Raw genomic sequence first — 12,910 nt, 5'->3', positions numbered from 1 at the left:
AGGGTCGATCCTGGCCGAGCGCATCCCCCGATGTCCGAGAGCGAAGAAGGCGCAGAGCGCACAGAACAGCCAACAGACAAACGTCTGCGCGAAGCCCGCGAACAGGGCAACATCCCGCATTCGCGCGAACTGGCGACGGCCGCGGTGTTCAGCGCCGGCGTCTTCGCCCTGATGGGGCTGTCCACCTCCATGACCGCCGGCGCAGTGGCCTGGCTGAAACAGGCGCTGCGCCCGGACCTGTCGCTGCGCCAGCATCCGGAGGCCATGTTCGGCCATTTCGGCGAGCTGCTGCTGAGCCTGCTCTGGGTGGTGCTGCCGCTGGTCGGCATCTGCTTTGCCGCCAGCTTCGCCGCGCCGGTGCTGATGGGCACCCTGCGCTTCTCCGGCCAGGCGCTGATCCCCAAGTTCGACCGGCTCAACCCGATGGCCGGGCTGAGCCGCATGTACGGCGCCGAGACCATCGCCGAACTGCTGAAATCGATCCTGCGCATGGGCTTCGTCGGCGGCGCCGCGCTGCTGTGCCTGTGGGGCAGCGTCGACTTCCTGCGCGGGCTGCTGCTGCAGCCGCTGGAGCAGGCCATCGGTCACGGCCTGGGGTTCACCCTGCGGCTGCTGCTGTACACCGCCGGCGCGCTGGCGCTGCTGGCCGCGATCGACGCGCCCTATCAGAAATGGAATTACATCCGCAAATTGAAGATGACCCGGGAGGAAGTGCGCCGGGAAATGAAGGAAAGCGACGGCAGCCCCGAGGTCAAGGGCCGCATCCGCCAGATGCAGATGCAGATGTCGCAGCGGCGGATGATGGAAGCGGTGCCCAAGGCCGACGTGGTGGTGGTCAACCCCACCCACTACGCGGTGGCGCTGAAGTACGAGAGCGGGCGCATGCGCGCCCCCACCGTGGTGGCCAAGGGCGTGGACGAGATCGCCTTCCGCATCCGCGAGGTGGGCGAGCAGCACCGGGTGGCGGTGATCTCGGCCCCGCCTTTGGCACGCGCCTTGTATAGGGAAGGCCAACTCGGCAAGGAAATTCCCGTGAGACTGTATTCCGCGGTGGCGCAGGTCCTCTCGTACGTCTACCAGCTGCGCGCCTGGCGCAGCGGGCCGATGCCGCCGTTGCCGCCGCTGGAAGTCGATGAATTCGCCCCGGGGAGCCAGCCATGAGTCAGCCCGCCGCGCAGATGAACACGCGCAAAGTCATGGACATGATCAAGCACGGGCTCGGCGCCCCGGTGATCGTGTTGCTGATGCTGGCGATGGTGGTGGTGCCGCTGGCCGCCCCGGTGCTGGACGCCCTGTTCACCTTCAACATCGCCATCTCGCTGATGGTGCTGCTGGCGGTGGTGTACGTGAAGCGGCCGCTGGAGTTCAGCATCTTCCCGATCGTGCTGCTGATGACCACGATGCTGCGCCTGGCGCTGAACGTGGCCTCCACCCGCGTGATCCTGATCAACGGCCAGAACGGCCACGGCGCCGCCGGCAAGGTGATCGAGGCCTTCGGCGAATTCGTGATCGGCGGCAACTATGCGGTCGGCATCGTGGTGTTCGCGATCCTGACCATCATCAACTTCGTGGTCATCACCAAGGGCGCCGGGCGCGTGTCGGAAGTGACCGCGCGCTTCATCCTCGACGCCATGCCCGGCAAGCAGATGGCGATCGACGCCGACCTCAACGCCGGCCTGCTGACCCGCGAGGAAGCCAAGGCCCGCCGCGAGGAAGTGCGCGAGGAAGCAGACTTCTACGGTTCGATGGACGGCGCCAGCAAGTTCATCCGCGGCGACGCCATCGCCGGCATCCTGATCCTGTTCATCAACCTGATCGGCGGCATGGCGGTCGGCGTGCTGCAGCATGGCATGCCGTTCGCGCAGGCGGCCTCCACCTATACCCTGCTGTCGATCGGCGACGGCCTGGTCGCGCAGTTGCCGGCGCTGCTGGTGTCCTCGGCGGTGGCGATGCTGGTCACCCGCGCCTCGCGTTCGCAGGACATGGGCGCCTCGATGATGGGCCAGGTGTTCGGCCAGCATAAGGCGCTGGCGGTGGCCGCCGCGATCCTGGGCCTGGTCGGCCTGATCCCGGGCATGCCCAATGTCGCTTTCTTGACGCTGGCGCTGATCCTGGGCCTGCTGGCCTGGAAGATGTGGAAGCGCAGCCTGCTGCCGCCGCCGGCCGCCGCCGAGGCGGCGCCGCAGGCCGCGGCTGCGGCCCAAGCCAATGCCGAACTGGGCTGGGACGAACTGCGCCCGATCGACCCGCTGGGCCTGGAGGTCGGCTACCGGTTGATCCCGCTGGTGGACAAGGCCCAGGGCGGCGAACTGATGGCACGCATCAAGGGCGTGCGCCGCAAGCTGACCCAGGACATCGGCTTCCTGGTGCCGCCGGTGCACATCCGCGACAACCTGGAATTGCCGGCCAACGCCTACCGCCTGCTGGTGCACGGCGTGCCGGTGGCCACCGCCGACATCCACCCGGACCGCGAACTGGCGCTGGACCCGGGCGGCGCGCTCGGCAAGATCGATGGCATTCCCGGCAAGGACCCGGCGTTCGGCCTGGATGCGATCTGGATCCAGCCGCACCTGCGCGCCCAGGCCGAGACCATGGGCTACACCGTGGTCGACCCGGCCACGGTGATCGCCACCCACCTCTCGCACCTGATCCGCGAGCACGCCCCGGAACTGCTCGGCCACGAGGAAGTGCAGCAGCTGCTGGCGACCCTGGCCAAGAGCGCGCCGAAGCTGGTCGAGGACCTCACCCCCAAGGCGCTGCCGCTGTCGGTGGTGGTGCGGGTGCTGCAGAACCTGCTGATCGAGAAGATCCCGGTGCGGCAGCTGCGCAAGATCGTCGAGGCCCTGGTCGAGCATGCCCCGCAGAGTCAGGAACCCGGCGCGCTGACCGCCGCCGTGCGCAACGCCCTGGGCCGTTTCATCGTCCAGGAGATCGCCGGCATGGCCCCGGAACTGCCGGTGTTCACCCTGGCCCCGCAATTGGAACGTGTCTTGCAGGACTCTACCCAGGGCAACGGCGCGGCGCTGGAACCCGGACTGGCCGAACGCTTGCACCAAAGTCTGGCGGACTGCGTGAGCAAGCAGGAGGCGCGCAACGAACCGGCGGTGGTGCTGGTCCCGGCGCAGGTCCGCGCCGCCCTCGCCCGCCTGGTCCGCCACAGCGTCCCCGCGCTGTCGGTCCTGTCCTACAGCGAAGTGCCGGAGGACAAGCGGCTGAAGCTGGTGGGCACGATCAGTTGAGATGACGGGAATCGGGAATAGGGAATGGGGAATCGCACCCTTGCCCCGGCAGCGGAGAGAGCAATGAACACGATCACGAAAAACCAGACACGACACCGCGGCCCGCCACGTACCGGCACCGATCCCGCATCCATTCCCAATTCCCCATTCACCATTCCCGGCTCCCACCCATGAAGATCAAACGCTTTGTCGCCCCCGACATGCGCACCGCCTTCCGGATGGTGCGCGACGAGCACGGCCCGGATGCGGTGATCCTGTCCAACCGGCGTACCGACGAGGGCATCGAGATCGTCGCCGCCAGCAATTACGACGAAGCCCTGGTGCAGCGGGCGCTGGATGCGGTGCGCCCGGACGAGGCGCCGCGCGCCGCTGCGGCGCAGGCACCGGCCGCTCCCGCCCCGCGCGCCGCGCGGGGCGAGAGCGCCGCGGCCAACCCGGCGATGGCGATGATGGCCGCGATCAGCGAACGCCGCGGCGGTGCCGCGCCGGCTGCCCCGGCCGCGCCCGCGGCCCGGCCGCTGACCCAGCCGGCGGCGCTGGCCGCCTCTGCCATGCCCGCCGCGGCGGTCCCGGCCGCCGCAGCGCGTCCGGCCGCAGCGGCCAAGGCCCCGGCCGCGGCCCCCGCCCGCTCCGACTTCAGCATCCCCGAGGACGTGTTCCGCAACGCCCCGATCAGCGTGCCGATGCCCAGCCCGTTCGCCGCCGCCACCCCGGCGCCGGTCGTCGACGCGGCGCCGGCCTGGCGCGACGACGTCGCCGCGGTGGCGCTGACCCCGGTGGCGAGCCCGGCCCCGGCCGCGCCCAGCGTGGCCAAGGCCGAGGCGCCGGCCACTGCCGGAATCCCGGCGGCGGCGCTGGCGGCGGTACCGACCTTCCCCGCCCCGCAGAACGACGAACAATTGACGCAGCTGCGCGACGAACTGGCGCTGATGCGGCAGATGATCGAGCGCGAGATGAACCGCCTCACCGACGAGCGCCTGCGCGGCTCGCCGGTCCGCGCCCAGGCGCTGGAGCTGATGGACGACTACGGCTTCGACAGCGGCATCACCCGCGACGTGGTCATGCAGATCCCCGCCGACCTGGAGCTGCACCGCGGCCGCGGGCTGATGCTGGGCCTGCTGTCCAAGCGCCTGCCGATCGCCGCGCTGGACCCGCTCGAGGAAGGCGGCGTGATCGCCCTGATCGGCCCGACCGGCGCCGGCAAGACCACCACCATCGCCAAGCTGGCCTCGCGCTTCCTGGAGCGCCATGCCGCCCGCGACGTGGCCCTGGTCACCACCGACACCGTCCGCGTCGGCGGCCGCGAACAGCTGCACAGCTACGGCCGCCAGCTCGGCATCGCCGTGCACGAGGCCGACAGCGACGCCGCGCTGCAGCAGCTGCTGGAGCGCCTGGCCGACTACAAGCTGGTGCTGATCGACACCGCCGGCATGGGCCAGCGCGACCGCGCCCTGGCCGCCCAGTTGCACTGGCTGCGCGCCTCGCGCGTGGTCCGATCCTTGCTGGTCCTCCCTGCCAACGCCCATTTCTCCGACCTGGACGAGGTGGTGCGCCGGTTCGCCGGCGCCGACCCACAGGGGGTCATCATGACCAAGTTGGACGAGACCGGGCGGTTCGGCAGTGCCTTGTCGGTGGTCGTGGACCACCGCCTCCCCATCACCTGGGTGACCGATGGACAGCGTGTGCCGGACGACCTGCACCGCGCCAACGCCGCCAGCCTGGTATTGCGCCTTGAAGATTTGCGGCGCGCTGCCGATAAGCCCTGTACTCCGGAGCAGACCCATGCCGTCGCGTGACTACGTCAATCTGACCAATGCCTTCCCCCTGTCGGCGACGCGCAGCGAACCGCTGGGTCCGGTGCGCACCATCGCCGTGACCGGCGGCAAGGGCGGCGTGGGCAAGACCAACATCTCCGTCAACCTGTCCATGGCGCTGGCCGACATGGGCAAGCGCACCCTGCTGCTGGACGCCGACCTCGGCCTGGCCAACGTCGACGTGCTGCTGGGGCTGACCCCCAAGTTCACCGTGGCCGACCTGGTCGCCGGGCGCTGCACCCTGGAAGAGGTGCTGATCGACATGCCCAACGGGCTGATGGTGGTGCCCGCCGCCTCCGGCCGCCGCTACATGGCCGAGCTGCCGCCGGCCCAGCACGTGGGCCTGGTCAACGTGTTCTCCGAACTGCAGCGCGAGCTGGACGTGATGATCGTCGACACCGCCGCCGGCATCACCGACAGCGTGCTGACCTTCTGCCAGGCCGCGCAGGACGCGGTGGTGGTGGTCTGCGACGAGCCGGCCTCGATCACCGACGCCTACGCCCTGATCAAGGTCCTCTCGCGCGAGCGCGGCGTGGACCGGGTACAGATCGTCGCCAACATGGTCCGCGACCTCAACGAGGGCCGCCTGCTGTACGACAAGCTCAGCCGGGTCTGCGAGAAGTTCCTCGGCGACGTGTCGCTGAACTACCTGGGCTGCGTGCCGCAGGACGACTGGCTGCGCCTGTCGGTGCAGCGCCAGCAGCCGGTGGTCAAGGCCTACCCGTCCAGCCCGTCGGCGCAGGCGATCTCCGAGATCGCCCGGCGCACCGCGCGCTGGCAGGCGCCGACCGCCCCCCGCGGCAACGTCGAGTTCTTCGTCGAACGCATCATCCAGCGCGGGGTGGCCGCATGAACGCCGCCGCCCACTACCGCGCCGTCCAGCGCAACAGCGCCAACGACTACATCGCCCAGCACTCGGACCTGGTCCGGCGCATCGCCCACCACCTGGCGGCGCGGCTGCCGGCCAGCGTGGAGATCGACGACCTGATCCAGGCCGGCATGATCGGCCTGATCGAGGCCTCGCGCAGCTACGACGCCGAACAGGGCGCCTCGTTCGAGACCTACGCCTCGATCCGCATCCGCGGCGCGATGATCGACGAGATCCGCCGCGGCGACTGGGTGCCGCGCTCGGTGCACCGCCGCGCCCGCGACGCCGCCTCGGCGATCCGCAAGATCGAGCAGAGCACCGGCCGCGCCGCCGCCGCCAACGAAGTGGCCGCGGCGATGGAGATGCCGCTTCCCGAATACCTGCGTTTGATGGAAGATGCCGCCCGCGGCCAGGTGCTGAGCCTGGAGTCGCGCATCGAGGACCATGGCGAGCTGGATACCATCGCCAAGGGCGGACCCAATCCGCAGCAGATGCTCGAGCGCAGCGAATTCGGCCGCGAGCTGGGCAAGGCCATCGCGCAATTGCCCGAACGCGAGCAGTTGGTGCTGTCGCTGTACTACGAGCAGGAATTGAACCTCAAGGAAATCGGCGCGGTGCTCGGGGTCAGCGAGTCGCGCGTGTGTCAGATCCATGGCCAGGCCACGGTACGGTTGCGCGGACGCCTGAAGGCGTTCGAGGTCGCCGATGCCGGTCTGGAAGACGAAGAATAGGAACCCTTAGGAGTCAGTGGTGAACAAGAACATGCGGATTTTGATCGTGGACGATTTCTCGACGATGCGACGCATCGTCAAGAATCTGCTCGGCGATCTGGGCTTCACCAACACCGCCGAGGCCGAAGACGGCAACAGCGCCCTGGCCGCGCTGCGCTCGGCGCCGTTCGAGTTCGTGGTCACCGACTGGAACATGCCGGGCATGACCGGCATCGATCTGCTGCGCAACATCCGCGCCGACGACAAGCTCAAGCACCTGCCGGTGCTGATGGTCACCGCCGAGGCCAAGCGCGAGCAGATCATCGAGGCCGCGCAGTGCGGCGTGAACGGCTACATCATCAAGCCGTTCACCGCGCAGACGCTGCAGGAGAAGCTGGGCAAGATCTTCGAGCGCCTGGGGGCGACTGCCTAAATGGAAGCCACCGCCGAACGTACTGCCCTGATCGAACGCCTGCAAGGCGCGCTGGACGCGCTGGAAAACGGCGACGAGGCCGGCTGGCGCAGGGAGATCGACACCCTCGCCGCCTGGCGCACGCGGCCGATGATGCAGGGCCTGAGCCGGCTCGCGCGCGATCTGGGCCAGGCGCTCGGCGAACTGCCGATGGTGCCCAGCGAGGCCGGCGAGCTGGACGATGCCTGCTCGCGCCTGGACCACGTGGTGGAGATGACCGAACAGGCCAGTCACCGCACCCTGGACCTGGCCGAGGAATGCCGTGCGCTGGCCAACCAGCTGGCGGCCGGCGGCCTCAGCGGCGACCAGAGCGAGATCCTCGACAAGATCCGCCACAACCTCACCGAAATGGCCCTGGCGCAGAGCTTCCAGGACCTGACCGGGCAGATCATCCGCCGCGTCGCCGGCATCGTGCGCCGCGTGCACGAAGGCTTCGGCGCGCTGGGTCTGCCGCCGAAGGAAGAACGCAAGGCCGACGGCAGCCTGGCCGGCCCGGCCCTGCCCGGCCTGGACCGCCACGGCGTGTCGCAGAACGACGCCGACGACCTGCTCTCGGGCCTGGGACTGTAAATCTATGAGCGCCGTACCCGACGACATCGCTGCCGACTTCATCATCGAGGCCCAGGAGATCCTGGACCGGCTCGGCGAGCAGTTGGTGTCGCTGGAGCAGGCGCCCGAGGACAGCGGCCAGCTCAACGCCGTGTTCCGCGGCTTCCATACGCTCAAGGGCGGCGCCGGCTTCCTGGCGATCAACGCCATGGTCGAGCTATGCCACGCCGCGGAGGAAACCCTGGGCATGGCCCGTGCCGGCCAGGCCACCCTGCAGGCGCGGCACTTCGACGCCGCGCAGCAGTCGCTGGACTATCTGCAGTCGATGCTCGACGCCTTCGGCAGCGGCCAGGAGCCGCCGCGCGCGCCGGCGGAACTGATCGCGCAGTTCGATGCGCACGGCGACGCCGCCCCGGCGCCGGCACCGGCCATGAGCGCCGCGCCGGCGCCCGCGCCCAAGGCCGCAGCGGCCGCCGCCGGCGATGCGGACCTGATCAGCGACGACGAATTCGAGGCGCTGCTGGACCAGTTGCACGGCGATGCGCCGCCGGCGGCCACGCCGCAGGCGCTGCAGCCGGCGCCGCGCGCACCCAGCCCCGCACCCAAGGCCGCGGCCGCCCCGGCCAAGGCCGCCGAGCCCGAACACACCGTGCGCGTGGACACCAAGCGCCTGGACGCGATCGTCAACCTGATCGGCGAACTGGTGCTGTCGCGCAACCGGCTCAAGACCCTGCGCGTGCGCCTGCGCGACGAGGAACTGGACCGCGCGGTCAGCAGCCTGGACATCGCCACCGCGCGCCTGCAGTCGGCGGTGATGCGTACGCGCATGCAGCCGGTCGGCAAGGTGTTCTCGCGCTTCCCCAAGGTGGCGCGTGATGTCGCCCGCTCCCTCAACAAGGAAGTGGAACTGGAACTGATCGGCGCCGACACCGAACTGGACCGCAACCTGGTCGAGGCGCTGGCCGATCCGCTGGTGCACCTGGTGCGCAATGCCATCGACCACGGCATCGAGGCGCCGGCGCTGCGCGAGGCCACCGGCAAGCCGCGCGGCGGCCACGTGCGCCTGTCGGCGCAGCAGGAAGGCGACTACGTCAGCATCGAGGTGCAGGACGACGGCGCCGGCATCGACCCGGAACGGCTGCGCGCCAAGGCACGCGAGAAGGGCCTGATCGACCCCGAGGCCGCGGCCCGCCTGAGCACCGAGGAATGCCTGCACCTGGTGTTCCTGCCCGGCTTCTCGACCAAGTCCGAAGTCACCGACATCTCCGGCCGCGGCGTCGGCATGGACGTGGTGCAGTCGCGCATCCGCGAACTCAGCGGGCAGATCCAGATCCAGTCGGAGCTGGGCCGCGGCAGCCGCTTCCTGATCCGCGTGCCGTTGACCCTGGCGATCCTGCCGACCCTGCTGGTGCAGGCCGGCGACACCGTCTACGCGCTGCCGCTGGCGCGCGTGGTCGAAGTGCTGCATGCGCCGCGCCGCTCGCTGGGCTGGTTCGACGGCCGCGCCGTGCTCGACCGGCAGTCGCACACCCTGCCGCTGGTGGACCTGCGCCAGTGGCTCAACATCGACGCCCCGCAACTGCCGCTGCTCACCGTGGTGGTGCTGCAGGCCGGCGAATCGCGCATGGGCCTGGTGGTGGACCAGGTCCGCGGCCGCGAGGAAGTGGTGATCAAGCCGCTGCCGCGCTCCCTGCGTGGCCTGCCCGGCTACGCCGGCGCCACCCTGATCGGCGACGGCCGCCTGGCGCTGATCCTGGATGTGGATGGCTTGAAGGCTTGAGAGCTGGGATTGGGGAATCGGGAATGGGGAATCGTCAAAGCCGCTTCCCTGGCGCCTCGTTTTTCCTGATCTCCTCGTAGGAGCGGCTTCAGCCGCGACGCGGTGAGGCTGGGAATCGGGATTGGGGATTCGCAACAGCGGTTCACCACTGGCATGCCTTCATTGTGGGAGCGGCTTCAGCCGCGACGCCATGAAGCTGGGATCCGGGAATGGGGATTGGGGAATCGCGACAGCGGCTCCCGTGTGCCTCACCTCCCGCTGTAGGAGCGGCTTCAGCCGCGACGCGATAAGGCCGGGATGAGCGGTTCGCGATTGTTGATTCGCGAAACCGGGTGCCCGTAGCGCCCTGGCACTGGCTCGCCGCCTGGCTGGCGTCTGCACGTCGCGGCTGAAGCCGCTCCTACGAGACTCCGACCAACCCTAAGCACGCGCGCTCTTGCCAATCCCCAATCCCCAATCCCGCCCCCAACCCATCAAGTCCCAAGCCCCCTGGCCGATACCTCCTGCATGGACAAGCTCAGTCTCATCGGCCTGCTGTTGGCGATTCTGTCGCTCATCGGCGGCAGCATCCTCAAGGGCGCCGGCATTTCGGCGCTGTGGTCGCCGGCTGCGTTCGTGATCGTGATCGTCGGCACCGTCGCCGCGATCCTGGTGCACACCCCGCCGTCCGTGTTCCGCCGCGCGTTCCAGATCGCCAAGTGGATCCTGTGGCCGCCGCCGAGCGATCGCCAGGCGCTGCTCAAGCAGATCGTGGAATGGAGCAACATCGCCCGCCGCCAGGGCCTGCTCGGCCTGGAGAACCAGGTGCCGCAGCAGCAGGATCCGTTCGTGCGCAAGGGCCTGCAGATGCTGGTGGACGGCGTGGAGCCGGAAGCCATCCGGCACATGCTGGAGATCGACCTGGAAGGCCAGGAACATTGCGACCTGGCCGCGGCCAAGGTGTTCGAGGGCATGGGCATCTATGCGCCGACGCTGGGCATCATCGGCGCGGTGCTGGGCCTGATCGCGGTGATGAAGAACCTGGCCGACCCGAGCAAGCTCGGCCACGGCATCGCCGCCGCCTTCACCGCCACCATCTACGGCATCGCCTCGGCCAACCTGCTGTTCCTGCCGATGGCCGCCAAGCTCAAGAGCGTGATCAAGCACAGCTGCGGCGAGCGCGAAATGATCATCGAAGGGTTGATCGCCATCGCCCAGGGCGAGAACCCGCGCAACATCGAATCGAAACTGGCCGGATTCTTGCATTGAGTTCCGAATGGCCCGCAAGCATTCCCACGACGAGCACGCCAACCACGAGGCATGGGCCATCCCCTATGCCGACCTGATGACGTTGCTGCTCGCCTTCTTCGTGGTGATGTACGCGCTGTCCACGATCAACGAAGCCAAGTACCGGGTGATGGCCGACGCGATGAGCGCGGCGTTCGGCGGCACCCCGAAGACGCTGCGCCCGGTGCAGGTCGGCGACCAGGCGCTGCAGGGCCAGGGCGGCGAGCGGCCGACCCCGATCAAGTCCAGCCCGGCACTGACCCTGCCCGATCCCAACCGGCTGCCCTCGGGCAATGCGCAGCGCGGCGACGACCTGCGCGACGCGCAACAGCTGCGCCGCGCGCAGCGCCAGCTCGACGGCATCGCCGACCGCCTCGGCGCCGCGCTGGCGCCGCTGATCCAGAAGAAGCTGATCACCGTGCGCCGCGCCGGGCTGTGGATCGAAGTGGAGATCAACAGCGATATCCTGTTCGGCTCCGGCTCGGCCGCGCTCGACCAGAGCGCACGCGCCACCCTGTCGGAACTGGCGCAGGTGCTGGCCGGCGTGCCCAACGGCGTGCGCGTGGAGGGCTACACCGACAACACCCCGATCGCCACCGCGCAGTTCCCGTCCAACTGGGAACTGTCGGCGGCACGCGCGGCCAGCGTGGTCCACCTGTTCGCCGACCAGGGCCTGCAGCCCTCGCGGCTGTCGATGATCGGCTACGGCCAGTTCCGCCCGCGTGCCAGCAACGACACGCCGGCCGGCCGCAACGCCAACCGCCGCGTGGTGCTGGTGATCCTGGCCGATTCCGGCGACAGCACCGATGCGACACCGTCGGCCTCCGACCGCTTGAGCGCCGGCGCCGCGCCGGCCACCCCGACACCCCCCGCCGCGGCGGCCGCCGGCAGCGCCGGCAGTCCCCGCGCTGTACCTGCCATTGAAGGAGTCAACTGATGCGCATCTGGGCGATCGCCAACCAGAAAGGTGGCGTGGGCAAGACCACCACCACGCTGGCCATGGGCCGTGGGCTGGCCATGCTCGGGCACCGCGTGCTGATGCTCGATCTCGATCCGCACGCCTCGCTGACCCGGGCCTTCGACGTGCCGCAGGAACCGCAGCCGCCGGGCGTACTCGACCTGTTCGCGTCCCCGCCGGGCGAGCTCGCCGCACTGGCCCGCGACACCGCGGTCGAGCGCCTGAGCTTCGTCTGCGGGCAGACCGCGCTGGCCACGCTGGAACGGCGCAGCGCCAACCAGCCCGGCCTGGGCCTGGCGCTGCAGCAGGCCATGGCCCGCCACGCCGGCCAGCACGACTACATCCTGCTCGACTGCCCGCCGACCCTGGGCCTGCTGATGATCAACGCGCTGGCCGCGGCCGACCGCGTGATCATCCCGACCCAGGCCGAACCGCTGGCCCTGCACGGCCTGGCCAGCATGGTCCGCACCGTGGACATGGTCGAGCGCTCGCGGCGCCGCCCCCTGCCCGCCTCGATCCTGCCGACCCTGTTCGACAAGCGCACCCGTGCCGGCAACGAGACCCTGCGGCAGATGCAGGACAGCTACGGCGAGCGGGTGTGGGAAGACGCCATCCCGGTCGATACCAAGATCTGCAACGTCAAGGCGCTGACCGTGGCCGGCGTGCCCGGCGACTACCCCGGCCGCGGCCTGGCCGCCTACCGCCGCGCGCTGGAATGGCTGCTGGCCAGCGATGCGACACCGATGGAGCAAGCCGCATGAGCACCCCCGGCATCATCGACGATTATCTGGAAGGCCTGCTCCACGACGTGATCGCCGAAGAGCAGAAGACGCCGCCGAGCCCCGCGCCGGTCGCGGTCGCCGACGTGGAGGCGGACGCCGAGGAGACGGTGCCGGCTGCGGCTGCTGCAGCCGCGGCCGGTCCCACGCCCGAGCAAATCGCTGCCGCGGTCCTGGCCGAGGCCGATGCCGATCCGGCCCTGGCCGGCATCATGTCGCAAGAGGCACTCGCCCCCGCCCCGGCCGGCCCGACGCCCGAACAGATCGCTGCCGCGGTCCTGGCCGAGGCCGATGCCGATCCGGCCCTGGCCGGCATCATGTCGCAGCAAGCGCTGGCGCCTGCCCCGGCCGGTCCCACGCCCGAACAGATCGCCGCCGCGGTCCTGGCCGAGGCCGACTCCGATCCGGCCCTGGCCGGCATCATGTCGCAGCAAGCGCTGGCGCCCGCCCCGGCCGGCCCGACGCCCGAACAGAT

The 12,910-nt window shown here is 69.9% G+C and carries 11 protein-coding genes and 1 pseudogene; all 12 read left to right on the top strand.

Annotation, left to right across the window (positions count from 1 at the left end; translation table 11 throughout):
• The first annotated feature begins 30 nt into the window (after positions 1-30).
• The gene (gene flhB, locus M3U25_RS19815) at positions 31-1,161 is read left to right on the top strand and encodes a flagellar biosynthesis protein FlhB (RefSeq protein ID WP_355503639.1); all 1,131 of its coding nucleotides are present in this window, start codon (positions 31-33) and stop codon (positions 1,159-1,161) included.
• 17 nt (positions 1,162-1,178) lie between these two features.
• The gene (gene flhA / locus M3U25_RS19810) at positions 1,179-3,239 is read left to right on the top strand and encodes a flagellar biosynthesis protein FlhA (RefSeq protein WP_242159054.1); all 2,061 of its coding nucleotides are present in this window, start codon (positions 1,179-1,181) and stop codon (positions 3,237-3,239) included.
• A gap of 170 nt (positions 3,240-3,409) precedes the next feature.
• Positions 3,410-5,035 (top strand): flagellar biosynthesis protein FlhF, encoded by a 1,626-nt coding sequence (flhF, locus tag M3U25_RS19805; RefSeq protein WP_355503641.1) that lies wholly within the window; start codon positions 3,410-3,412, stop codon positions 5,033-5,035.
• Entirely contained in the window at positions 5,022-5,906 is an 885-nt protein-coding gene (locus M3U25_RS19800; protein ID WP_010341540.1) for a P-loop NTPase, read from the top strand. Before flhF ends, M3U25_RS19800 begins: the two co-directional genes overlap by 14 nt.
• Positions 5,903-6,652: an RNA polymerase sigma factor FliA gene (locus M3U25_RS19795; protein ID WP_242158434.1), complete on the top strand. Its 750-nt coding sequence runs from the start codon at positions 5,903-5,905 to the stop codon at positions 6,650-6,652. Before M3U25_RS19800 ends, M3U25_RS19795 begins: the two co-directional genes overlap by 4 nt.
• A 19-nt stretch (positions 6,653-6,671) precedes the next feature.
• Complete coding sequence (gene cheY / locus M3U25_RS19790; protein ID WP_010341542.1) at positions 6,672-7,064, top strand: chemotaxis response regulator CheY; 393 nt, start codon at positions 6,672-6,674, stop codon at positions 7,062-7,064.
• Positions 7,065-7,673: a protein phosphatase CheZ gene (locus M3U25_RS19785; protein WP_242083539.1), complete on the top strand. Its 609-nt coding sequence runs from the start codon at positions 7,065-7,067 to the stop codon at positions 7,671-7,673.
• 4 nt (positions 7,674-7,677) lie between these two features.
• The gene (locus M3U25_RS19780) at positions 7,678-9,432 is read left to right on the top strand and encodes a chemotaxis protein CheA (RefSeq protein WP_355503645.1); all 1,755 of its coding nucleotides are present in this window, start codon (positions 7,678-7,680) and stop codon (positions 9,430-9,432) included.
• A gap of 507 nt (positions 9,433-9,939) precedes the next feature.
• Entirely contained in the window at positions 9,940-10,680 is a 741-nt protein-coding gene (locus M3U25_RS19775) for a flagellar motor protein (RefSeq protein ID WP_010341770.1), read from the top strand.
• 7 nt (positions 10,681-10,687) lie between these two features.
• The gene (gene motD / locus M3U25_RS19770; protein ID WP_242158395.1) at positions 10,688-11,635 is read left to right on the top strand and encodes a flagellar motor protein MotD; all 948 of its coding nucleotides are present in this window, start codon (positions 10,688-10,690) and stop codon (positions 11,633-11,635) included.
• Positions 11,635-12,417, top strand: coding sequence for a ParA family protein (locus tag M3U25_RS19765; protein ID WP_160946684.1), 783 nt, complete (start codon positions 11,635-11,637; stop codon positions 12,415-12,417). The genes motD and M3U25_RS19765 overlap by 1 nt, the downstream gene beginning before the upstream one ends.
• Positions 12,414-12,910, top strand: a pseudogene (locus M3U25_RS19760) (chemotaxis protein CheW); the annotation flags it as partial. The gene M3U25_RS19765 and the pseudogene M3U25_RS19760, both read left to right, overlap by 4 nt.

This window comes from Xanthomonas sp. PPL134 (assembly GCF_040595915.1).
Taxonomy (GTDB): domain Bacteria; phylum Pseudomonadota; class Gammaproteobacteria; order Xanthomonadales; family Xanthomonadaceae; genus Xanthomonas_A; species Xanthomonas_A indica.
The sequence above is the reverse complement of the archived record's forward strand: the minus strand, read 5'-3'. Positions and strand labels throughout refer to the sequence as shown.

What these genes read in the sequence shown, in the direction of transcription:
- M3U25_RS19775 (WP_010341770.1), top strand. Translation starts at nt 9,940, where the DNA reads ATGGACAAGCTCAGTCTCATCGGCCTGCTGTTGGCGATTCTGTCGCTC.
- M3U25_RS19765 (WP_160946684.1), top strand. Translation starts at nt 11,635, where the DNA reads ATGCGCATCTGGGCGATCGCCAACCAGAAAGGTGGCGTGGGCAAGACC.
- M3U25_RS19795 (WP_242158434.1), top strand. Translation starts at nt 5,903, where the DNA reads ATGAACGCCGCCGCCCACTACCGCGCCGTCCAGCGCAACAGCGCCAAC.
- flhF (WP_355503641.1), top strand. Translation starts at nt 3,410, where the DNA reads ATGAAGATCAAACGCTTTGTCGCCCCCGACATGCGCACCGCCTTCCGG.
- M3U25_RS19800 (WP_010341540.1), top strand. Translation starts at nt 5,022, where the DNA reads ATGCCGTCGCGTGACTACGTCAATCTGACCAATGCCTTCCCCCTGTCG.
- flhB (WP_355503639.1), top strand. Translation starts at nt 31, where the DNA reads ATGTCCGAGAGCGAAGAAGGCGCAGAGCGCACAGAACAGCCAACAGAC.
- flhA (WP_242159054.1), top strand. Translation starts at nt 1,179, where the DNA reads ATGAACACGCGCAAAGTCATGGACATGATCAAGCACGGGCTCGGCGCC.
- M3U25_RS19780 (WP_355503645.1), top strand. Translation starts at nt 7,678, where the DNA reads ATGAGCGCCGTACCCGACGACATCGCTGCCGACTTCATCATCGAGGCC.
- M3U25_RS19785 (WP_242083539.1), top strand. Translation starts at nt 7,065, where the DNA reads ATGGAAGCCACCGCCGAACGTACTGCCCTGATCGAACGCCTGCAAGGC.
- motD (WP_242158395.1), top strand. Translation starts at nt 10,688, where the DNA reads ATGGCCCGCAAGCATTCCCACGACGAGCACGCCAACCACGAGGCATGG.